Below are 21,565 nucleotides of genomic sequence, written 5' to 3'. Positions count from 1 at the left end.
AAAGCAGTGCAGCGGCGGGGTAGGACAGGAACGATCGCGGCGGTGTCCGCACTGGGCATGACGGCGGTCCTCGGCGGCTGCGGCCTGACCGGCGGCGGCTCGGGGGAGGTCACCCTGAAGCTGATCGCCGCGGACTACGGCGACTCCGCCGACAACAGCTCCCAGAAGTACTGGGACCAGCTGGTCGAGGAGTACGAGAGCAAGCACTCCGGCGTGAAGGTCGACGTCACCGTCTACTCCTGGAACGACGTGGACCGCAAGGTCAAGGAGCTGGTCGACGCGGGCAAGGCGCCCGACATGGCGCAGATAGGCGCGTACGCCGACTACGCGGACAAGGGCCTGCTCTACTCGGCCGACGACATGCTCTCCATCAGCACCCAGGCCGACTTCGCCTCCCAGCTGGCCACCGCCGGGCAGGTGAAGGGCGTGCAGTACGGACTTCCGTTCGCCGCCTCCACGCGGCTGCTCTTCTACAACAAGACCCTCTTCAAGAACGCCGGCCTCACCCCGCCGAAGACCTGGAACGAGCTCGCCGCCGACGCCAAGGCGCTCAAGGCGCGCGGCGTGAAGTATCCGTACGCGCTGCCGCTCGGCCCGGAGGAGGCCCAGGCCGAGACGATGCAGTGGCTGCTGAGCGGCGGCGGCGGTTACACCGACACCGTCGGCACCTACGGCATCGACTCCGCGCAGAACGTCGACACCTTCACCTGGCTCAAGGACGACCTGGTCGACAAGGGCCTCACCGGTCCCGTCGCACCCGGCAGCCTCAACCGCGCCACCGCCTTCGCCGCCTTCGCCAAGGGCGACGTCGGCATGCTCAACGGGCACCCCTCGCTGATGAAGATCGCCGCGAAGAAGGGCGTGAAGTACGGCATGGTGCCGATGCCCGGCAAGGACGGCGAGAGCAAGAACGCCATGGGAGTCGCCGACTGGATGATGGCCTTCAAGAAGAACGGCCACGCCGAGCAGGTCGGCAAGTTCCTCGACTTCGTCTACGACGAGAAGAACGTGCTCGCCTTCTCCCGTGAGTACGACCTGCTGCCGGTCACCACCTCGGCCTCCGACGTCATGAGCACGGACAAGCAGGACACCGCCCTGCAGCCGTTCCTCAAGCAGCTGCCGCTGTCCGAGCTCTACCCCGTCGACAAGACCTCCTGGGCCTCGGTCGCAGTGGCCGTCAAGAAGCGCATAGGCAACGCGGTGACCCCCCGAGGCAACCCCGCCGCCACCCTCGCGCAGCTGGAGTCGACGGCGTCCATGGCGGAGAACGCGCAGTAGTCGCGGGGCGCTGTCAGTGGCGGGGGTTACGGTGCAGGACATGGACCAGGAGCAGGTGGGCGACCGCGAGCCGCTGGGCGACCGCGAGCAGGCCGTCCTCGCCCTCGAACGCCGGGGCTTTCCGGGCCCCGGCGCCAAGGAGCGCGCCATACGCGAGGAGCTGGGCCTGGCCCCCGTCCGCTACTACCAGCTGCTCAACGCCCTGCTGGACGACGAGCGGGCCCTCGCCCACGACCCGGTGACGGTGAACAGGTTGCGCAGGGTGCGGGAGACACGGCGAGCGGAACGCTGACGGCCGGCGCTCCCCTGAGCCATGGGTGCGCCCTGCCCTCCGCGGTTATGGTCACCGTATGGGCACCCATACGGACACGGACTCGACGCACTCCATGGACCCCCTGCCGACGCCCGCCACGCAGGCAGGCCGGGACGGACTCGCCGCGATCCTCGCGAACCCCGGGAAATCGGTGGTCGGCCTCGACTTCGACGGCACCCTCGCCCCGATCGTGCCGGACCCCGAGCAGGCCCGCGCCCACCCGGAGGCGGTGCCCGCGCTCGCCGCCCTCGCCCCGAGGATCGCCTCCGTCGCGGTGGTCACCGGCCGCCCGGCCGGCGTCGCCGTGCGGCACGGCGGCTTCGCCGGGGTCCCCGGCCTGGAGCACCTGGTCGTCCTCGGCCACTACGGCGCCGAACGCTGGGACGCGGTCAGCGGCAACGTCAGCGCGCCCGCGCCCCACCCCGGCGTCGCCGCGGTCCGCGCCGAACTCCCCGGCTTCCTCGACCGCATCGGCGCCTGGCAGGGCACCTGGATCGAGGAGAAGGGCCGCGCCGTCGCGGTCCACACCCGCCGCGCCTCCGACCCCCAGGCCGCCTTCGAGGCCCTGCGCGCCCCCCTCACCGACCTGGCCACCCGCCACGGCCTGATCGTCGAACCCGGCCGCCTGGTCCTCGAACTGCGCCCCCCGGGCACGGACAAGGGAGTGGCCCTCCTGGAGTACGTCCGCGAGATCGACGCGTCGGCGGTCCTTTACGCCGGCGACGACCTCGGCGACCTCCCCGCCTTCGCCGCCGTGGACAAACTCCGCTCCGACGGCGTCCCCGGCCTCCTGGTCTGCAGCGGCAGCGACGAGGTCACGGAACTGCGGGAGCGGGCGGACCTGGTGGTGGACGGCCCGGAGGGGGTCGTGCGGCTGCTGCGAGGCCTGGCGGAACAGCTCGGCTTTTCCAGCCTGTCCGGCGTTTGAGGACGAGGCCCCTTAAGGGCCGAAGCGGGGGTCTGGGGGCGGCAGCCCCCGGGCTCAGGCCTGCAACGCCTCCAGCTGCTCAAGAAACCACTGCGCCGGCGGCAACGCCGTAGCCGCAGCAGCAAGCCGCTTGCTGCGCTCGGCCCGCTCAGCCGCCGGCAGGCACAACGCCTCGTGCAGTGCCCGCGACGTCTCCATCACGTCGTACGGGTTCACGGTGATCGCGTCCTCGCCCAGCTCCGCATGGGCACCCGCCTCCCGCGAGAGCACCAGCGCGCACCCCGCTTCGGAGATCACCGGCACCTCCTTCGCGACGAGGTTCATACCGTCCCGGATGGGGTTCACCAGGGCCACGTCGCCCAGTCGATACGCGGCCAGCGAGCGGGCGAAGTCGTCCTTCAGGTGGAGCACGACCGGGGTCCAATCCGGCGTTCCGTACCGGGAGTTGATGTCCTCCGCGACTCTCTGCACCTCGGCCATGTAGTCCCGGTACACGGCCAGGTCCTGCCGCGACGGATAGGCGAAGGCGACGTGCACGACCCGCTCCCGCCACTCGGGGCGGTCGTCGAGCAGCTGCTTGTACGCCAGCAGCCCGCGCACGATGTTCTTGGACAGCTCGGTGCGGTCGACGCGCACGATCGTCTTCCGGCCCTCGCCGATCTGCGCCCGCAGGGCAGCCATCCGTTCGTCGACGTCCGCCTCCTGCGACCGCTTCCGCAGGAAGTCCGCGTCCGCGCCGAGGCCGTGCACGCCGATCTCCGTGCCCCCGAGGCCGCCCACCACCGCCGTACAGCACGCCGTGAAAGCGTCCGCCCAGCGCCGGGTCAGGAAGCCCAGCCGGTCGGCGCCCAGCATGCCGTGCAGGAGCTGCTCGGCGATGTCGTCCGGCAGCATCCGGAAGTAGTCCACCGGCGCCCACGGGGTGTGCGAGAAGTGCCCGATGCGCAGGTCGGGACGGAGCTCGCGGAGCATGCCCGGCACCAGACACAGGTGGTAGTCCTGCACCAGCACCGCCGCGCCCTCGGCCGCCTCCTGGGCCAGCGCCTCGGCGAAGGCCCGGTTGTAGGTCTCGTACGAGGCCCACTGCCGCCGGAACTCCGCGTCGAAGACCGGCTCCAGCGGCGTCTGGTACAGCATGTGGTGGACGAACCACAGCACCGAGTTCGCGATGCCGTTGTACGCGTCGGCGTGCACGTCGGCCGGGATGTCCAGCATCCGCACACCGTCCTCGCCGGCCCCGCGCCGTACCGCCTCGCGGTCGCCGTCGGACAACGCCGAGCACACCCACAGGGCGTCCGCGTCGGGCCCGATCGCGGACAGGCCGGAGACCAGCCCGCCGCCACCGCGCCTGGCGGCCAGCGAGCCGTCCTCCTGCACCTCGTACGAGACCGGGCCGCGGTTGGACGCGACCAGCACCTGATGACCAACGCCGTGCCTGGAAGCCATACGCCTCAACCTAGCCCGGCCCGGAAACGCTCAAACGTACGCCTGCGCTCTGCGGGTGGACCGTATACACCGCGTACACCGCGTAACGCGCCGCCTCAGGCGACCTTGCGGGACGCGTACTCGGCGATCTCCACCATCGGCGGCCGCTCCTCCGTGTCCACGGAGTAGGTGCGCGGCTCGAAGCCGTCCTCGCCCCGTTCGAACTGGGTGAGGGAGGGACGGATGAGGTGGCCCCGGGCCAGCCGAAGCTGCGCCGTGCGGTAGATCGCGGCGGACATCCGGCCCAGCGCCTGCCCGTCCTGGTGCCGGTGCTTGCGCACCCCGACGTCCACCTGGGCGAGCGCGTCGAGGCCCACCAGGTGCAGGGCGTCGACCAGCATGCCCAGCTCGACGCCGTACCCGACGGGGAACGGCAGCTGTTCCAGCAGGGTGCGCCGGGCCGCGTACTCGCCGCCGAGCGGCTGCACGAAGCCCGCCAGCTGCGGCCAGTGCATGTTGAGCAACGGGCGCGCCATCAGCTCGGTGACCCGGCCGCCCTGTCCCTGGGCTCCGCCCAGCGGACGGTCGTACATGCCCTTGACGAGGTCGATCCCCGGGTCGGTGAGCAGCGGTCCGACGATCCCGGAGACGAAGTCGGAGGAGAACTCCTTCAGGTCGGCGTCGATGAAGCAGACGATGTCCCCGCCGGTGACGAGGAGCGAGCGCCACAGCACCTCGCCCTTGCCGGGGACGGTCGGGATGCGCGGCAGGATGTCGTCACGGTGGACGACCCTGGCCCCGGCCGCCGCGGCGACCTCGGACGTGCGGTCGGTGGACCCGGAGTCGACGACGACGATCTCGTCGACGAGCGGGACCTGCTGCATGAGGTCGTGACGGATGATCGCGACGATGTCGCCGACCGTCTCCTCCTCGTTGAGGGCGGGCAGCACGACGCTGACCGACTGGCCCGTGCGCTGCTTTGCGGCCAGGATCTTGTGCAGCGGGCGATCGGTCAGCGACCAGGAGCGGGTGCTCAGCCAGCGCTCGACTTCTTCCAGCACGTAGGCGGCTCCTCTGCGTTCTCTCGGCGATACCGGATCATCATGTGATCCATCTCGCGGTTCGGACGGCTATCTCAACTGTCCTGGCCTTCGGTTACAGTCTTGAACAACGCTGGTGACCATCGCATGTCGGGGGTCGTCCCGCGTTGAACGAGCTAAACAACCGAATACCGCTCATCCAGAGGGGCAGAGGGATACGGCCCGATGAAGCCCCGGCAACCCTCCAGCCGGTCTCGTAGATCAATGTTGATCATTACGCGAGGCTCCCGGCTAGGGAAGGTGCCAAATCCGTCTCACGGCGAGATGCGTCGTGAGGAAGATGAGGAGAAAGGGCCTCGCCTCACATGGCTGCGCAGACTGTTGCAAGCACCACCGACTCCACGACCGTCGACCTCGGTCCCGCGGCGGCGTTGAGCTGCCGCGAGTGCGGTCATCGGGTACCCCTCGGTCCGGTCTTCGCCTGCGAGGAGTGTTTCGGCCCGCTCGAGATCGCGTACGACTTCTCGGCCTACGACACCGAGGAGCTCCGCAAGCAGATCGAGGCGGGTCCCGCGAACATCTGGCGCTACGCGCCCCTGCTGCCCGTCCCGGCGGACGTGGCGGACAAGCCGAACATCAACCCCGGCTGGACCAAGCTCGTCAAGGCCGACAACCTCGCCCGCGAGCTGGGCGTGACCGGCGGTCTGTACGTCAAGGACGACTCCGGCAACCCGACGCACTCCTTCAAGGACCGGGTCGTCGCCCAGGCCATCGAGGCCGCCCGCGCCTTCAACTTCACCACCCTGTCCTGCTCGTCCACCGGCAACCTGGCCGGTGCGGTGGGTGCCGCGGCCGCCCGCGCCGGCTTCCGTTCCTGCGTGTTCATCCCGCACGACCTGGAGCAGGGCAAGGTCGTCATGGCCGCGGTCTACGGCGGCGAGCTCGTCGGCATCGACGGCAACTACGACGACGTGAACCGCTTCTGCTCCGAGCTGATCGGCGACCCGGCCGGCGAGGGCTGGGGCTTCGTCAACGTCAACCTGCGGCCGTACTACGCGGAGGGCTCCAAGACCCTGGCGTACGAGATCTGCGAGCAGCTCGGCTGGCAGCTGCCGGACCAGCTGGTCGTGCCGATCGCCTCCGGCTCGCAGCTCACGAAGATCGACAAGGGTCTGCAGGAGCTGATCAAGCTCGGCCTCGTCGAGGACAAGCCGTACAAGATCTTCGGGGCGCAGGCGGAGGGGTGTTCGCCGGTGTCGGTGGCCTACAAGGCCGGGCACGACGTGGTGCGGCCGCAGAAGCCGAACACGATCGCCAAGTCGCTGGCGATCGGGAACCCGGCGGATGGGCCCTATGTCCTCGACATTGCTCGCCGTACCGGCGGGGCGGTGGAGGATGTCAACGACGAGCAGATCGTCGATGCGATTCGGCTGCTCGCGCGCACTGAGGGGATCTTTGCGGAGACCGCCGGTGGGGTGACCGTTGGTGTGACGCGCAAGCTGATCGAGAACGGTGTCCTCAATCCGGCCCTGACTACGGTCGTACTCAACACCGGTGACGGTCTCAAGACCCTCGACGCGGTCGCCGGCACCGGGCTCACGGCGACGATTCGCCCCAGCCTTGAGTCGTTCCGTGAGGCTGGGCTCGCCTAAGAGGTAGTTGTCTGTCTGCGGGACTGTGGGGGCCGGTCGCGCTCACGCGGCGGTAGCCGCAAATCCAACACAGCCCCGCGCCCCTATCGGGGCGCTGTACCTGACCGGAGGTCTAAAGCATGAGCGTCAACGTCCGCATCCCCACCATTCTCCGCACCTACACCGGCGGGCAGGCCGAGGTCACCGCCGAAGGTGGGACCCTCGGCGAGGTCATTGCCGATCTGGAGAAGAACCACACCGGTATCGCCGCCCGTGTTCTGGACGACCAGGGCAAGCTGCGGCGGTTCGTCAACGTGTACGTGAACGACGACGACGTGCGGTTCGAGCAGGGGCTGGAGACGGCGACTCCGGACGGGGCGGGCGTCTCGATCATCCCGGCCGTCGCCGGAGGCTGACCGAAACAGGTCGGACGACCGATTATTACCGTCGGTAACGTCGGTTACCAAGAGTTCATCGAATTGCCCCCTCCGTGAGAGAAGCGGAGGGGGCAATTCTGCATGGTTGAGCACGGTACAGTTGGGGAACCTGCTCGACTCCGCTTGCCGGATGCATATGAGTTCTCGCTTCTCGGGCAGCGAGAAGTAGCCAAAGTGTGCAGGTTTTTTGCGTCTTATGCTCCATTTATGGGGCCCGACTTGCCCTGAATTCAGGCGAATTCTCCGTAAAGTCCCGACCGGTCGTGCCCGGAATTCTCGTCCGATTGACCTGTTGCAGACGGCAGTTGGACAGATACATTCAGCCGCGGTCGACGCGTTCCGGCGCACGCCCCCAACCGTGGGGGGTGAGGTCTGACCCGGATCCGCGAAGTGTGGATCTGTGCAAGGGCCAGTAATAGGGGAGTTAGGCATGGCTCAGGGCACCGTCAAGTGGTTCAACGCGGAGAAGGGGTACGGCTTCATCGCGGTCGACGGTGGTGCGGATGTTTTCGTCCACTACAGTGCGATTCAGATGGACGGCTACCGCACCCTGGAAGAGGGTCAGCGGGTCGATTTCGAGATCTCGCAGGGCCAGAAGGGGCCGCAGGCGGACATGGTCCGACTGGCGGCCGGCTGAAGCACGCGCCGGGTTAACTGCAGCGACGTTCTTCTGTTCTTGATCGAAGGGTCCGCACCTGAGGGGGCGGGCCCTTCGGCATGCCCGGAGGACCCGGGGCGTACCCCGGAGGCGCCTGGCCAGTCCCCGAGAGCCGCTTGCACTCGCATGGGTCGAGTGCTAATCATTGGCGTTAGCACTCTGAAGGTGAGAGTGACAAAGATGGACCGGGTCGGTGAGGCCCGCAGGCCAGGTGGGGCAAGGAACCACGAGGTGTGCGAGCCGTCCGTCGCGGGCGCGGGCGCGGTCCGAAGGAATCACCCCCAGTCCTGGAGGGACCACTTCACATGGCCAAGATCATCGCGTTCGACGAGGAGGCGCGGCGCGGCCTCGAGCGCGGCATGAACCAGCTCGCGGACGCCGTGAAGGTGACGCTCGGCCCCAAGGGCCGCAACGTCGTCCTCGAGAAGAAGTGGGGCGCCCCCACGATCACCAACGATGGTGTCTCCATCGCCAAGGAGATCGAGCTCGAGGACCCGTACGAGAAGATCGGCGCCGAGCTGGTCAAGGAAGTCGCCAAGAAGACGGACGACGTCGCCGGTGACGGTACGACCACCGCGACCGTTCTCGCCCAGGCCCTCGTCAAGGAAGGCCTGCGTAACGTAGCCGCCGGCGCCAACCCGATGGCCCTCAAGCGCGGTATCGAGAAGGCCGTCGAGGCCGTCTCCGGTGCCCTGCTCGAGCAGGCCAAGGATGTCGAGACCAAGGAGCAGATCGCTTCCACGGCCTCCATCTCCGCCGCCGACACCCAGATCGGCGAGCTCATCGCCGAGGCCATGGACAAGGTCGGCAAGGAAGGCGTCATCACCGTCGAGGAGTCCCAGACCTTCGGTCTGGAGCTGGAGCTCACCGAGGGTATGCGCTTCGACAAGGGCTACATCTCGGCGTACTTCGCCACCGACATGGAGCGGATGGAGGCGTCGCTCGACGACCCGTACATCCTGATCGCCAACTCCAAGATCGGTTCCGTCAAGGACCTGCTCCCGCTCCTGGAGAAGGTCATGCAGTCGGGCAAGCCGCTGCTGATCATCGCCGAGGACGTCGAGGGCGAGGCCCTTTCGACCCTGGTCGTCAACAAGATCCGCGGCACCTTCAAGTCCGTCGCGGTCAAGGCCCCGGGCTTCGGTGACCGCCGCAAGGCGATGCTGAACGACATCGCCATCCTCACCGGTGGCGAGGTCATCTCCGAGGAGGTCGGTCTCAAGCTCGAGAACACCTCCCTGGACCTCCTGGGCAAGGCCCGCAAGGTCGTCATCACCAAGGACGAGACCACCATCGTCGACGGTGCCGGCTCCTCGGAGCAGGTGCAGGGCCGCGTCAACCAGATCCGCGCCGAGATCGAGAACAGCGACTCGGACTACGACCGCGAGAAGCTGCAGGAGCGCCTGGCGAAGCTCGCCGGTGGCGTCGCCGTCATCAAGGCCGGTGCCGCGACCGAGGTGGAGCTCAAGGAGCGCAAGCACCGCATCGAGGACGCCGTCCGCAACGCGAAGGCCGCCGTCGAGGAGGGCATCGTCGCCGGTGGTGGCGTCGCGCTCATCCAGGCGTCCTCCGTCTTCGAGAAGCTGGACCTCGAGGGTGACGAGGCGACCGGCGCCAACGCCGTGCGCATCGCGCTCGAGGCCCCGCTGAAGCAGATCGCCGTGAACGCCGGCCTCGAGGGTGGCGTCGTGGTGGAGAAGGTCCGCAACCTCACCCCGGGTCACGGCCTCAACGCCGCGACCGGCGAGTACGTCGACCTGGTCAAGGAAGGCATCATCGACCCGGCGAAGGTCACGCGCTCTGCCCTGCAGAACGCCGCCTCCATCGCCGCGCTCTTCCTCACCACCGAGGCCGTCATCGCCGACAAGCCGGAGAAGGCCGCCGCGCCCGCCGGTGGCGGTATGCCGGGCGGTGACATGGACTTCTGATCGGCCACTGGCTGATCCGGGTTCCACCGAGGGCGGCACTCCCTGGAAACAGGGGGTGCCGCCCTCGGGCGTGTTCGAGGTCATAGCAGAGTTGCTTAAGTGGGCGCAATAATGCGTGTGCACATACCAATCGGTTAACGCAGCCCCCGCCCGAGGAGCCCACCCACGTGACCACCGCCCCCTCCCGCGCAGCCGAGATACTTTCCCGGCCCACCGCGATCAACGGCCTGACCGTCCCCAACCGCATCGTGATGGCGCCCATGACGCGCATGTTCTCCCCGGGCGGCGTGCCCGGCGAGGACGTGGTGTCGTACTACGCCCGCCGGGCCGCCGCCGGCGTCGGGCTGATCGTCACCGAGGGCACCTACGTCGGCCACGAGTCGGCCGGCCAGAGCGACCGTGTCCCGCGGTTCCACGGCGAGGACCAGCTCGCCGGCTGGCAGAAGGTCGCCGAGGCGGTGCATACGGCGGGCGGCACGATCGTTCCGCAGCTGTGGCACATCGGCACGGTCCGCAACCAGGGCGAGGCCCCCTACCCGGACGCCCCCTCGCACGGCCCCTCCGGTCTGCGCGTCACGGGCGTCGAGGACGCGACCCCGATGACCCAGGCCGACATCGACGCCGTCATCGGCGCGTTCGTCGAGTCCGCGGTCGCCGCCGAGCGCATCGGCTTCGACGGCATCGAGCTGCACGGCGCGCACGGCTACCTCCTCGACCAGTTCCTGTGGGCCGGCACCAACCGTCGTACGGACGCGTACGGCGGCGACCCCGTGGCCCGTACGAAGTTCGCGGCGGAGATCGTGGCGGCCGTGCGGGAGGCCGTCTCGCCGGAGTTCCCGGTGCTGTTCCGGTACTCGCAGTGGAAGCAGGAGGCGTACGACGCGCGTCTCGCCGAGACGCCGGAGGAGCTGGAGGCCATCCTCGCGCCGCTGGCCGCGGCCGGTGTCGATGCGTTCCATGCCTCTACGCGGCGGTACTGGCTGCCGGAGTTCGAGGGCTCCGACCTCAACCTCGCCGGGTGGACGAAGAAGCTGACGGGCAAGCCGACCATCACCGTCGGGTCGGTCGGGCTCGACGGGGACTTCATCCGGGGGTTTGCCGGTGAGGGGTCGCCGATCCGGGGGATCGATGATCTTCTGGACCGGCTGGAGCGTGAGGAGTACGACTTCGTCGCTGTCGGGCGGGCGTTGCTGCAGGATCCTGAGTGGGCGGCGAAGGTGCTGGCCGGGCGGAGTGATGAGCTGAAGCCGTATGAGGCGAGTGCGCTGCGTTCGCTGAGCTGAGCTGAGGTTCGGTGCGGGGTGGTGGGGGTGCGGCCCTGGGGGCTGCGCCCCCAGACCCCCCATCGGCCTTCGGCCTCGTCCTCAAACGCCGGACGGGCTGAAATGGCGGCCTGACACTCTGGTTGCCGTGGTCAACTACGGCTAGCGTTCTGGGGCGGCTGGTTGTCACAACGGTCCCGCAGCACCCCCCGATCAGGAGTTGATGATGACGACCTCAGTCGTGCGCACCGTCGCCGGAGCCGTGCGTGGGCGCCGCGAGGACGGGCTGACGGTGTTCCGCGGCATTCCGTTCGCCGAACCGCCCGTCGGGAACGACCGGTTCGGGGCGCCGCGTCCGGTGCGGGCGTGGGAGGGGACCCGGGAGGCGTACGCATTCGGGCCGCCGCCCCCGCAGGAGTCCGGCATCCAGGGGCGCAGGGGTGTGGTCAGTGCTGCTGAGGGGGATGAGTGGCTGACCGTCAATGTCTGGACGCCCGAGGCGGATTCGGCGGCTCGACGGCCTGTGATGGTGTGGATCTACGGCGGGGCCTACAAGCTCGGTCACTCCGGGAGTCCCGGTTACGACGCCCAGCGCATCGCGCGTGACGGTGACTTGGTCGTCGTGACGCTCAACTACCGGGTGGGGATCGAGGGGTTCGCGCTCATTGAAGGGGCGCCGGCCAACCGGGGGCTGCTCGATCAGGTGGCTGCCCTGGAGTGGGTGCGGGACAACATCGCGGAGTTCGGCGGCGATCCCGGGCAGGTCACCGTCTTCGGGGAGTCGGCGGGCGCCGGGTCGGTGGCCTCGCTGCTGGCCATGCCGAGCGCGCGGGGGCTGTTCCGGCGGGCGATCGCGCAGAGCGTTCCGGGGACCTACTTCTCCGGCGAGCTGGCCCGTGACATCGCGTCCGCCATCGCCGAGGAGGCGGGGCTGCGGCCGACGACGGCCGATCTCGCGACCGTCGATCCCCGTCAACTGACCTCGGTGGGCGAGGCGTTGAGCGCGAGGATGATGTCGTACGCGGACCGGTGGGGCCAGGTGGCTCCTACGGCCACGCCCTTCTCCCCGGTGGTCGACGGCGAGGTGCTGCCGTGCACTCCCTGGCAGGCGCTGAAGGCGGGCGCGGGGAGGGATGTCGACCTTCTCGTCGGGCACAACCGGGACGAGTTCCGGCTGTTCCTGGTGCTCGGCGGAATGCTGGGCAAGATCGGGGAGGAGCAGGCGGGCTGGGCGCTGCGGACGTTCGGGCCGGGGCCGGACGGAGAGCGGGCGTATCGCGCGGCCTTCCCGGAGGCGACCCCGGGTGAGCTGTTCGAACGCGTTCAGACGGACTGGCTGTTCAACATGCCGTCACTGCACCTGGCCGAGGCGCAGATCCAAGGCGGCGGCCGCGCCCACGTCTACGAGCTGACCTGGCCGGCCCCCGGAGGCGGAGGCGGCCTCGGCGCGTGCCACGGCCTGGACATCCCGCTGCTGTTCGGCACGTTCCAGGCCGACCTGGGGCAGCTGCTGTTCGCGGGTACGGGGGCCACCGCGGAAGGAGAGGCGCTGTCGTCCCGTTTCCGGGCGTCCTGGACGGCGTTCGCGCGGACCGGGGATCCGGGCTGGCCGGCGTTCGAGGCGGAGGAGCGCCTGGCCCAGGTGCTGGATGTGGAGCCGAAGGCGCAGGTCGGGCCGTATCCGGAGGAGGCTTCGCGGCGGCTGTGGGAGGGCTACGAGTTCGCGCCGCTCCCGCTGCTCAAGTAGGACGCTCGTCAAGCAGGACGCGGGCTACAGGTTCCCCAACGGCTCGATGTCGACCTTCACCGGCGTGCCCCAGACGCGCAGCACCTCGTAGTCGGTGAACTCGTGCACCAGGCGGTACGCCATGGCGGGGCGGGGCCCGCGGCGCTGAGCGGCCAGATACAGCTCGGCCTCGCGCCGGTCCCGCCTCGGCGTCCCGCACAGCTGCCACGCCTGTCCGTTCCACGCCTCCGGCAGCCAGCGCTGCTGGGGCTGCGGGCGGTCGGCGCTGACGCCGTAGCGGGAGGGGGCGGTCTCGGTGGCGTGCGGGGGCACGGGGCCGCTGTTGAACTCGGCGCGGCGGGCCGCCCGGCGCCGGGTCTCGCAGAGCAGGCAGAGGTCGTGGGCGTTCTCGTCGACCGGGCCGTTCGGGTGCTCGGGGCAGCGGGTGGCGGGCGCGGCGCCGGTGACGCTCTCGTCGAGCAGGTCCAAGGCGCGGCGGAGGTCGGCCTTGACCTCGTGGAGCTTGGCGCCGGGGGTTTCGGCGGTGAGGGCTTCGCCGTGTTCGCCGAGGAGGCGGAGGGCGCGGCCCAGGGCGGTCAGTTGGGCGTGGTTCATGGGTATCAGTCTGCGTAGTCCTTGAGTTTCTCGGTATCCAGGGTGATGTTCACGGGGGAGGGGATCTCGACTGCGGCTCCGTACGGATACGAGGGACTCTGCCGGTACGTTCCGTTCTTCGGCGTGCTGTACACGATGAGAGTGTCGCTGTCCCGGTCGATGAGAAGGCAGATGGGGATGCCCGCTTCCGCGTCCGTAGGGAAGCTGCTTGACCAGCGTCTTTACGGAGATGTCGGCGCCGTCGGGGAGGCGGTCGAGGTACGCGGCGATGGCGGCTTCGCGGGGTGGGAGGGCGGGTTGAGGCCCTCCCACCATTCCTTGAAAAGGGGGCTCGGGGCTGGCGGCTTGAGCTTCGGGACGGTTCGTCAGGTCGCCCAGTAGTCGCGGTCCGGCAATTCCACCCAGTGGTCCGGCGGGCCGACGACCCCTCGGGCGTCGGTCGGGCGCAGACCGGCGTACGCGAGTGAGTAGGCCACCGCCTGGTTGCAGTACACGTACGAGAACAGGACCTCCTCAGAGCTGTCGCCGACGTCCGGGCCGCCGCCCGGGTGCAGGTCCCAGCCCTCGCAGACGCCGTCGCGGTGGATGCTGCCCTGGTTGCCGCTCTTGGGGTTCGCGTACAGGCCGTAGGAGACGGTGCCCGCGGAGAGGAGGGTGTGTACGCCGGGCATCGAAGGGCCGTATCCCCATGGCTGGGTGACGACGCAGCCGCCCGGCACGGTCGTCACGCCGACGAGCCGCAGGGTCTCGTCCAGGTCGTAGGCGTACGGGTCCTCCTCCAGCTCGGCCATCAGCTCGGGGTCGGCCGGGGTGGCCTCCAGGCGGCGTATCGCCTCCGCGGCGTCGATCCCGGCCACGCACGCCAGCCCCAGGCCGTCGGCGTAGAAGTCGCCGAGGGCCGCGATGAGTCGTCGGCCCTCCTCCGCCACCGTGCGCTCGGGCTCCGTGAGACCGGGCTGAGCCTCGGGCAGGGCGGCGAACAGGTCGGGATCCGGCCCGGCGAGGCCCAGGCGGGCCGGTGTCCAGCCGCCGGGCCCGGCCCACCCCGGGTCGGCGCCGGCGGCGACCAGCGCTCGCGCGTTGTCCGACCGGCCCGCCACCACCGCCTCCCACAGTGCCGTCGTCCCGCCCTCCAGTGCGTCCACGTCCGCCACGCGCCGGGCCAGGTCTGCGACGACCTCGGGCGAGCCGAACAGCGCAGCCCGGTGCAGGGGGCGCGAGCCGCCGACGCCCCACCGCTCGGGATCGGCGCCTGCGTCGAGGCGCCGCCGCACGTCCTCGTGTTCCTGCCAGCCCCGGTAGTCCATGCCCGCCCAGCCGCCACCGTCCGTGCCCGTCATTCCGTGCCCCCTCCAGCCCGTCGGTCTCCGTGCCCACAGCTTCGCAGGCACCACTGACAACGGGTTCGCCGACAGTAACCCGACTTTGTCACTTGACTAAGGCGATCGACCTACTTCAGGATGGTGCCAGCGCAAGGAGCTGTGGATCGAAGGCGGGGAACGCTCGCAAGGCCGTCGGTCCGCGTCTCGCCCCACTCCGCACCGACCAGGAGGAACTCCGATGACCGACATGATCGCCGTCGCGTACCCCAGTGAGAACGTTGCCGAGCAGGCGCTCATCGAACTGCGCGCCCTGCACACCGAACACACGGTGCATGTCGCCGACGCGGTGCTGCTCACCCGTGACCACAACGGTGAGGTGAAGATCCCCGGCAAGCCCCATCCCGCCGCCTCCGGTGCCCTGGGCGGTGCGGTGTGGGGAGGTCTGATCGGGCTGCTGCTCCTGCAGCCGCTTCTGGGCGCCGCCATCGGCGCGGCTGCCGGCGGAGCGGTCGGCGCGACGGCCGAGGACGACGAACGGACCCAGTTCATCAAGAGCCTCGGCCGGCGCCTGGCACCCGGGCACGCCGCAGTGATCGCGGTGATCTACGACGCCACCGCGGACAAGGCGCTGCCGCGTATCGCCCGCTTCGGCGGCGAGGTCCTGCACACCTCACTCAGCCAAGTGGACGAGGACGAGATCCGCTCCGCCCTGCACACCCATCAGGCGGCAACGGTTGGTTAGCGGGCCCGCACGCCCTCGACGAACGCGGCCCATGCCTCGGCAGGGTTGTTCCGCGAGGGCAGGCCGACAGCTGGCCTTGATGAGGCGGCCGCGCTCGGCCGGTTCACACTTGGTGAACTGAACCCATGAAGATCCTCACGCCCCGCCTCCTCCAAGCCCTCGAACGCTTCAACTCCGCCCACCCCTGGGACCACAACGCCCACTACCACCCGTGGCTGCTACGGCAGTTGCCCCGCCGCTTCGGCCGCGCTCTCGACGTCGGCTGCGGGACCGGTGACCTGGTGCGGCTGCTCGCGGGGCGGGCGGAGGAGGTGTGCGGGGTCGACTCGGATCCGGCGATCGTGGCCCGGGCGAGGGAGTTGAGCGGCGAGCGGTACGGCCACGTCACCTTCGCCGTCGCCGACGCGCCGGACGGGCTGCCTCCAGGGTCGTACGACGTCATCACCTGCGTCGCGGTGCTTCATCACCTGCCGCTCGCGGGGGCGCTCACGCGGTTCCGGGAGCAACTCGCGCCCGGCGGCACGCTGTTGGTCGTGGGGCTTGCTCGGGAGGAGACATGCGTCGACCACCTGCTGAGCCTCGCGTCGATTCCTCTCAACGCCGCCACCGGGTGGGTGAAGAACCGCGGGCGTACGGCGCCCCGGCCCGCCTCCATGACCGCCGTGACGCGGCCCGCGGACGCCACCTTCGCCGAGATCGCGCGGGAGGCCCGCCGCGTCCTCCCCGGCGCCCGGCTCGGGCGGCGGCTGTTCTGGCGGTACACGCTCGTCTGGAGGGCTTGAGAGCAGTAAGTACCTTTTCAGCGGGCCGCCGCCGCCAGTGCCGCCCGCAGATGCCCGTCCGAGTCCTCCAGCAGACGCGCCGCCGTGGGACCGTCCACACCGGCCAGGAGGGTGAGGATCGCGTTCTTCACCTCGCCGTCGGTGGCCGCGAGGGCGCGCTCGATCTCGTCGTCCGAGGCGCCCGTGGCGAGGGCGACGATCCGCCGCGACCGGGCGCGCAGCTTCTCGTTCGAGGCGCGTACGTCGACCATCAGGTTCCCGTACGTCTTGCCGAGCCGGATCATCGTGATCGTGGAGAGCATGTTGAGGACGAGCTTCTGCGCCGTGCCCGCCTTGAGACGGGTGGAGCCGGTCAGCAGCTCCGGACCGACGACGACCTCGATGCCGTGCTCGGCGGCCGCCGCGAGCGCGCTGTCCGCGTTGCAGGCGAGGCCGATGGTCAACGCGCCCAGCGTGCGGGCGTGCTGCACGGCGGCGATCGCGTACGGGGTGCGGCCGGAGGCGGAGATGCCGACCACGGTGTCGGCGGCGAGGAGGCGCAGGGCGTCGAGGTCGCTGCGGGCGAGCTCCGCGGAGTCCTCGGCGCCCTCGACGGAGGTGACCATGGCGTCGGGGCCGCCCGCGATCAGGCCCACGACCTGCTCGGGGTCGGTGTTGAAGGTCGGCGGGCACTCGGACGCGTCCAGTACGCCGAGCCGGCCGGCGGTGCCCGCACCGGCATAGATCAGCCGCCCGCCCCGCGCCATCCGCTCGGCGACGGCGTCGATGGCGGCGGCGATGGACGGAAGCTGCCGGGCCACGGCTGCCGGGACGGTGGCGTCCTCGCCGTTCATGAGCCGGGCGATGTCGAGAGTGGGCAGCCGGTCGATGTCGGCGAGCTCGGGGCGGAAGGCCTCGGTGGTCAGCGATTCCAACTCGGCGCGGAGATCACGGGGGTTGGATGTCGATGTCATGGCGGGCGGCTCTTTCAGATGTGCGGTCCGGTCTCTTGTCTGCGACTGCCTGCGACTACCTTCGACTACCTGCGATGCCGATGCGCCAGCGCCTCGTAGGAGGCGGACAGCGCGGGCGCCGCCGTCTCGTACGTCTTCTGCGCGACCCCCACGAACAGGCAGTCCACGACGAGGAGTTGGCTGGTCCGGGAGGACATCGCCGCCGGACGCAACTCGCTCTCCCGTGCGGTGGACGTGGTCAGCACATGGTCGGCGTACTGGGCGACCGCCCCGTCCGGCCGCCCCGTGATCGCCACCGTCGTGGCCCCACGCTCGAAGGCGACCCGCAACGGCTCGATGACGTCCCCGGTGGACCCGGAGTGCGTGATCGCGATGGCGACGTCCCCCGACCGCAGCTGCACCGCGTTCGTCACGGCCAGATGCGGATCACTGTGCGCCTGGGCTATCAGCCCTATCCGCAGCAGCTTCTGCGTGAGGTCCTGGGCGACGAGGCCGGACGCCCCGACCCCGTACACGTCGATGCGTCGCGCGACCGCCGCCGCGGCGACCGCCGCCCCCAGCTGCACCGTGTCCAGCCCCGCCGCCGTGTCGGCGAGCGTCTGCTGCTCGTCGTACGCGAGTTTCGCCACGACATCGGCGATCGGATCGTCGACCGCGATGTCGGTGGTGATGGCGGGCGCCCGCCCCGACTGCTGATGCGCCGCCAGCCCGGCGAGGGCGAGCCGCAGGTCCCGGTATCCCGGATACCCGAGCAGCCGGGCCGTCCGTACGACCGTCGCCTCGCTGGTGCCGGTGAGCTCGGCGAGACCGGTGACCGTGAGGGCCGCGCAGCCGGCCGGATCACCCGCGACGGCCTCCGCGACGCGCTGCATGGAGCGGGTCATGGAGGGCGCGAGCGTGCGCACCTTCGCGGCGAGGGCGGCGGGAGCGGGAGGCGCACTCGCCCGGCCCGCCGAGCCGGCGAAAATTTCCTTCACGTCCTGGGTCACATGTGAAAGATATTTTCGGCTCGGTGTCCCGGTCAAGAGTGCGCACAATGGGGGCATGCACCCCATCAGCCCCCTGGAGCAGGCGCTGCACGCGGCACGCGCCCTCGTACTCGCCGATCTGGCCGCGGGCGAGGTCGCCGCGGCGGACGTGGTGTCCATGGTCGAGGAGTCCGTCGTCCAGCGGCGATGGTGGGTGGAGCAGTGGCCGCAGGGCGTCGAGTACGTCGCCGGGCTGGTCGCGCAGGACGTCCAGGACGCCCTGCTGGAGGCATACGGCCGCTGGCCCCTGTGCCCGGTCTGCGGCGGCGGCGACCCGCACGCCCTCGACGTCGAGCCGGAGCTCGGCCCCGACCCGCACTGGGTCTGCCACAAGGCGGGCGTGAAGGTCGCGGCGGTCGGGACGCTGGGCTCGGCCACGGGCGGGTCGTCGTCCTCGTGACCGTGTACATCGACCCACCGACCTGGCCCGGACACGGGCGCATGTGGTCGCACCTGATCAGTGATGTGTCGTACGACGAACTCCACGCGTTCGCCGAGAAACTGGGCGTGCCCTCACGTGCCTTCGAGAGGGATCACTACGACATTCCGTCGCACCGGTATGCGGATGTGGTGGCGGCGGGGGCCGTGGAGGTCAGCAGCCGCGAGGTGGTCCGGCTGCTGACCGGCTCCGGGCTCCGCAGGCCCAAGGGACGGGCCTGGCCGGGGAGTTGACGGGGGCGGCTGAACCCGCAGCCGCCGCCCGCACAGGCCGCGCCGGCTGAGGTCGCGGTCGGCCGGCCAGGGGACTACGCACTGTGTCGGCGCTCGACCCGGCGCAGTGATGGCCGCCGCCGTACCCGCGCCGCGGCGGGCACGGTCGCGGTCCGCCGAGCGCGCCACAGCCTGCTGCGACGATCGCCCCTGGAGGGCGACCTCAGCGCCCCAGTTCGTAGGCCAGCCCCTCCTCGTCCTCGCCCGCCTTCCTGAAGCCGGCGCGGGTGGCCACCGCCTGGGACGGGACGTTGTCCCGCTCGATCGTTGCGAAGAGTGTGCGGACGTCGTCCCTTGCCAGCGCCCAGTCCGACAGTGCGCGCAGTGCCTCGGTCGCGTAGCCGTTGCCGCGGGCCGCCTCGGTGAGGTCGTAGCCGATCTCGGTGCGGCCCTCCTCGTCGGGGACGCCGTGGAAGCCGATGCCGCCGATTGCGCGGCCGTCCTCGCGGCGTACGAGGGCAAAGACCCCGAACTCCGGGCGGTGCACGCCCCCTTCGTACGCCTTCAGCATGAAGCTCGACGCCTCCCGCGTGCCCTCGAACGGGCCGCCGTCGAGCCACTCGAAGCCGCCGTCGCCGCCCGCCGCCAGGTCGCGCGCGGCCGCGGGCGTGATGCCCTGCAGGGTGAGGCGGTCGGTGGGGAGGACCAGGTTGTTGTTCCAGCGCCACTTGGTGAGGCGGGCACGGCCGGGGAGTTCACCGCGGCCGGTGGCCCACAGGAACGTGCGCCAGTGGTCGGGGCCCGGCTGGACGTGCGGGAAGATGCGGGTGAGGACGGACTCGGCCAGTGCGGCCGGGGGTTCGTACTCCAGGCCCAGGGCGCCCGCGATGTCGTACGTGTGGGCGAGGACCTCGGCGATGCCCATCGCGGCGAAGCCCTCGCGGTTGGCGCTGCGGAACGGGTACGGGTGGAAGCCGCGAGCCTCGCGCGGTGCGGTGCGGACAGCAGCGGCGAGCAGGGCGCCGGTCGCCTCGATCACATGCAGCAGGCCCGTGTTGTCGGTGCCCTCGTCGAGGGTGATCTCGAAGGGGACGTAGTCGTCCTTCGCGCGTCCGGCCAGGTTGGCGGCGTACGCGATGAGGTCCTCCGCGATGTGGAACGCCGTCTCGTGGCAGTTCCACTCCAGCCCGGCCGCCCGCACCTCCGTCCAGTCCCGGTCCACCGCCGGCCGCAGCGCTGCCACGCAGCCCGCCACGGCCTCTGTCACCTGGTCCCCGCCCCATGGATGCATGGGCCGCAGACTATGCGGCCGGGCCCGTCGGAGGCGACAGCATTTCCAGCTCGGAGGTGAGGTTGTAGCGGGCCGTCGCCTCCCACTGCGCCTGTCCGTACGGCGTCCTGAACAGCCTTGGCAGGTCGAGGAGTTGGCGCAGGACCGCGGCCCGGCCCGTGCGGAAGGCATCGCTCGGGACGAAGTGGTACTCCTCGCGTACGGCGGCCGCGTACGCGGCGTACGCGGACGGGGGCGAGGCCAGGATCGCGAGGTCCGCGTCGCACAGGACCTGGCCGTCGCGGTCGTCGTCGGCCGGGTCGTGGCTGACGGTGAGGCGGACCAGGCGCGCCACCTCGGCGGTCTTCGCCTCGGAGACGCCCGCCTCGGGGAGGGCGCGCTCGGCGAGGCGGGCCGAGCGTTCCTCGTTCTCGGAGCGGTCGGGGAAGTAGACCGCGTCGTGGAACCAGGCGGCCAGGCGCACGACGTCCGGGTCGGCCGCGTACTTCTCCAGTACGTCGACGTGGTCGAGGACCGCCGTGAGGTGCGCAAGCGTGTGGTAGTGGCGCTGCGGTTCCTGCCAGCGCGCGAGGAGGTTGTCCGCATACGGGGCCGGGTCGGGACCGGCGGCAGGGGACCGGGCTCCTTCCAGGGCGCGGGTCCAGCGGGTGCGCAGGGCATCGGCATCGGGGCGGGCGTGATCGGCCATGCGGTCATTCTCCCGCCTCTCCGGCGTCTCCGGCCTCTCCCGTCGATCACCCGTCGCCCCTAGCGTGGCCCCCATGACGACAACTGACGATGTACGCGACCCCGAACTGCCCGGACGCCTCCTGGCCGTCGAGCGTGACGCCCTGATCCCGGTCCTCCGCGCCCGCCCGGACGCGGACTTCGCACTGCCGACCACCGCGTGTCCGGGGTGGACGGTCCGGGACGTGCTCGCGCACTGTTCCTCCGCGCTGCTCCGGGTGGTGGAGAGCCGTTTCGAGGAGGGCGTCTTCTCGCCCGCCTCCAACGACCGGGACATCGCCGAGCGCGCCGACTGGACGAACCAGCAGGTCGTGGACGAGCTGGAGCGCGGGATGACCGAGGCGGGACCGGTGATCGGCAAGGCGGGTGGTGTGCTGGACCGGGTCGCGCTGGGGGAGTGGGTGCACGCGGGCGACGTACGGGACGTCTGGGGTGAGCCGGAGGCGTACGGGGGCCCCGGACTCCCGGACGCCCTCGCCCTCCTCGCCCGGATCACCCGCGAGAGGGGCCGTCTGCCGCTGCACGCCGATCTCGACGACGTGGACGAGCCGCTGCTGCTGGGGGAGGCGAGCGGGGAGCGGAACCCGGCGCGCTTCATCGGCGACGCGGCAACCCTCGTACGGCTCTACGCGGGCCGTTCGGTGCCCAAGGGCACGGCGTACGAGCTGGTGGGAGCGGAGCCGGCGGAGCTGAACATGTTCGGCTGACGGACCGCGGATCCCCTCCGCGCCGGACAGGTGGCCGACCGGGTGCCGTGCCCGTCGTGCAGGGTCCGGAGGAAGGCGTCGGCGCGCGCGGCGGTCGCCCCGCCGGCGCCTCGGTGTGAGCA

At 70.5% G+C, this 21,565-nt stretch carries 23 protein-coding genes and 1 riboswitch; of the genes, 14 read left to right on the top strand and 9 right to left on the bottom strand.

The window, feature by feature from the left end; translation table 11 throughout:
* Nucleotides 1-57 precede the first annotated feature (57 nt).
* Genes EDD92_RS21990 through otsB form a run of 3 tightly spaced genes read left to right on the top strand, consistent with a single transcriptional unit; the run spans nt 58 to nt 2,519 of the window.
* Complete coding sequence (locus EDD92_RS21990; protein WP_123970481.1) at nt 58-1,278, top strand: ABC transporter substrate-binding protein; 1,221 nt, start codon at nt 58-60, stop codon at nt 1,276-1,278.
* Between the two features lie 40 nt (nt 1,279-1,318).
* On the top strand, nt 1,319-1,570 hold the full coding sequence (locus tag EDD92_RS21985; protein WP_123965920.1) for a DUF3263 domain-containing protein: 252 nt from the start codon (nt 1,319-1,321) through the stop codon (nt 1,568-1,570).
* A gap of 58 nt (nt 1,571-1,628) precedes the next feature.
* Nucleotides 1,629-2,519, top strand: coding sequence for a trehalose-phosphatase (gene otsB, locus EDD92_RS21980; RefSeq protein ID WP_123965919.1), 891 nt, complete (start codon nt 1,629-1,631; stop codon nt 2,517-2,519).
* 54 nt (nt 2,520-2,573) lie between these two features.
* On the opposite strand, the gene EDD92_RS21975 is transcribed toward otsB, so the two are convergent.
* Together EDD92_RS21975 and EDD92_RS21970 are read right to left on the bottom strand one after the other, a co-directional pair.
* Nucleotides 2,574-3,965 (bottom strand): trehalose-6-phosphate synthase, encoded by a 1,392-nt coding sequence (locus EDD92_RS21975; RefSeq protein WP_123965918.1) that lies wholly within the window; start codon nt 3,963-3,965, stop codon nt 2,574-2,576.
* A gap of 95 nt (nt 3,966-4,060) precedes the next feature.
* Nucleotides 4,061-5,005, bottom strand: coding sequence for a glucosyl-3-phosphoglycerate synthase (locus tag EDD92_RS21970; RefSeq protein WP_123965917.1), 945 nt, complete (start codon nt 5,003-5,005; stop codon nt 4,061-4,063).
* A gap of 171 nt (nt 5,006-5,176) precedes the next feature.
* Nucleotides 5,177-5,331: riboswitch (SAM riboswitch) on the top strand.
* Nucleotides 5,332-5,349: 18 nt separating this feature from the next.
* Here EDD92_RS21970 and thrC point away from each other — a divergent pair.
* From thrC to EDD92_RS21940, 6 genes are all read left to right on the top strand, one after another.
* Complete coding sequence (gene thrC / locus EDD92_RS21965) at nt 5,350-6,636, top strand: threonine synthase (RefSeq protein WP_123965916.1); 1,287 nt, start codon at nt 5,350-5,352, stop codon at nt 6,634-6,636.
* A gap of 119 nt (nt 6,637-6,755) precedes the next feature.
* Entirely contained in the window at nt 6,756-7,031 is a 276-nt protein-coding gene (locus tag EDD92_RS21960; RefSeq protein WP_030941262.1) for a MoaD/ThiS family protein, read from the top strand.
* Nucleotides 7,032-7,482: 451 nt separating this feature from the next.
* Nucleotides 7,483-7,689 (top strand): cold-shock protein, encoded by a 207-nt coding sequence (locus EDD92_RS21955; RefSeq protein ID WP_016436693.1) that lies wholly within the window; start codon nt 7,483-7,485, stop codon nt 7,687-7,689.
* 326 nt (nt 7,690-8,015) lie between these two features.
* Nucleotides 8,016-9,638 carry a chaperonin GroEL gene (gene groL / locus EDD92_RS21950; RefSeq protein ID WP_123965915.1) on the top strand — a complete coding sequence of 541 codons (1,623 nt, stop codon included), beginning with the start codon at nt 8,016-8,018 and terminating at the stop codon, nt 9,636-9,638.
* A 167-nt stretch (nt 9,639-9,805) separates the two neighbouring features.
* Complete coding sequence (locus EDD92_RS21945; RefSeq protein WP_123965914.1) at nt 9,806-10,921, top strand: NADH:flavin oxidoreductase; 1,116 nt, start codon at nt 9,806-9,808, stop codon at nt 10,919-10,921.
* Between the two features lie 205 nt (nt 10,922-11,126).
* Complete coding sequence (locus tag EDD92_RS21940) at nt 11,127-12,647, top strand: carboxylesterase/lipase family protein (RefSeq protein ID WP_123965913.1); 1,521 nt, start codon at nt 11,127-11,129, stop codon at nt 12,645-12,647.
* Nucleotides 12,648-12,671: 24 nt separating this feature from the next.
* Here EDD92_RS21940 and EDD92_RS21935 read toward each other — a convergent pair whose 3' ends face one another.
* The 3 genes from EDD92_RS21935 to EDD92_RS21930 form a co-directional block, all read right to left on the bottom strand.
* The gene (locus tag EDD92_RS21935) at nt 12,672-13,241 is read right to left on the bottom strand and encodes a hypothetical protein (RefSeq protein ID WP_123970480.1); all 570 of its coding nucleotides are present in this window, start codon (nt 13,239-13,241) and stop codon (nt 12,672-12,674) included.
* 5 nt (nt 13,242-13,246) lie between these two features.
* The gene (locus tag EDD92_RS51225) at nt 13,247-13,375 is read right to left on the bottom strand and encodes a hypothetical protein (RefSeq protein ID WP_311736825.1); all 129 of its coding nucleotides are present in this window, start codon (nt 13,373-13,375) and stop codon (nt 13,247-13,249) included.
* 231 nt (nt 13,376-13,606) lie between these two features.
* Nucleotides 13,607-14,581 (bottom strand): ankyrin repeat domain-containing protein, encoded by a 975-nt coding sequence (locus EDD92_RS21930; RefSeq protein ID WP_123965912.1) that lies wholly within the window; start codon nt 14,579-14,581, stop codon nt 13,607-13,609.
* Between the two features lie 220 nt (nt 14,582-14,801).
* Between EDD92_RS21930 and EDD92_RS21925 the strand changes: the two genes are divergently transcribed.
* Nucleotides 14,802-15,305, top strand: coding sequence for a DUF1269 domain-containing protein (locus EDD92_RS21925; RefSeq protein WP_123965911.1), 504 nt, complete (start codon nt 14,802-14,804; stop codon nt 15,303-15,305).
* 125 nt (nt 15,306-15,430) lie between these two features.
* A complete protein-coding gene (locus EDD92_RS21920; RefSeq protein WP_123965910.1) occupies nt 15,431-16,087 on the top strand; it encodes a bifunctional 2-polyprenyl-6-hydroxyphenol methylase/3-demethylubiquinol 3-O-methyltransferase UbiG in 657 nt (218 codons plus the stop codon).
* A 17-nt stretch (nt 16,088-16,104) separates the two neighbouring features.
* On the opposite strand, the gene murQ is transcribed toward EDD92_RS21920, so the two are convergent.
* Together murQ and EDD92_RS21910 are read right to left on the bottom strand one after the other, a co-directional pair.
* Complete coding sequence (gene murQ / locus EDD92_RS21915) at nt 16,105-17,040, bottom strand: N-acetylmuramic acid 6-phosphate etherase (protein ID WP_123965909.1); 936 nt, start codon at nt 17,038-17,040, stop codon at nt 16,105-16,107.
* A gap of 65 nt (nt 17,041-17,105) precedes the next feature.
* On the bottom strand, nt 17,106-18,029 hold the full coding sequence (locus tag EDD92_RS21910; protein WP_123965908.1) for a MurR/RpiR family transcriptional regulator: 924 nt from the start codon (nt 18,027-18,029) through the stop codon (nt 17,106-17,108).
* 55 nt (nt 18,030-18,084) lie between these two features.
* On the opposite strand from EDD92_RS21910, the gene EDD92_RS21905 reads away from it, so the two are divergent.
* Together EDD92_RS21905 and EDD92_RS21900 are read left to right on the top strand one after the other, a co-directional pair.
* Nucleotides 18,085-18,468, top strand: coding sequence for a hypothetical protein (locus EDD92_RS21905; RefSeq protein ID WP_123965907.1), 384 nt, complete (start codon nt 18,085-18,087; stop codon nt 18,466-18,468).
* A complete protein-coding gene (locus EDD92_RS21900) occupies nt 18,465-18,740 on the top strand; it encodes a DUF4031 domain-containing protein (RefSeq protein ID WP_123965906.1) in 276 nt (91 codons plus the stop codon). The genes EDD92_RS21905 and EDD92_RS21900 overlap by 4 nt, the downstream gene beginning before the upstream one ends.
* 202 nt (nt 18,741-18,942) lie before the next feature.
* Here EDD92_RS21900 and EDD92_RS21895 read toward each other — a convergent pair whose 3' ends face one another.
* Complete coding sequence (locus EDD92_RS21895; protein ID WP_123965905.1) at nt 18,943-20,010, bottom strand: GNAT family N-acetyltransferase; 1,068 nt, start codon at nt 20,008-20,010, stop codon at nt 18,943-18,945.
* Nucleotides 20,011-20,020: 10 nt separating this feature from the next.
* Entirely contained in the window at nt 20,021-20,698 is a 678-nt protein-coding gene (locus EDD92_RS21890; protein ID WP_123965904.1) for a hypothetical protein, read from the bottom strand.
* Nucleotides 20,699-20,771: 73 nt separating this feature from the next.
* On the opposite strand from EDD92_RS21890, the gene EDD92_RS21885 reads away from it, so the two are divergent.
* Entirely contained in the window at nt 20,772-21,443 is a 672-nt protein-coding gene (locus EDD92_RS21885) for a maleylpyruvate isomerase family mycothiol-dependent enzyme (protein ID WP_123965903.1), read from the top strand.
* The last annotated feature ends 122 nt before the right edge of the window (nt 21,444-21,565 follow it).

Origin of the sequence: Streptomyces sp. TLI_185 (assembly GCF_003814765.1) — a bacterium.
GTDB lineage: Bacteria > Actinomycetota > Actinomycetes > Streptomycetales > Streptomycetaceae > Streptomyces.
This window is presented reverse-complemented; position numbering and strand designations above follow the sequence as displayed.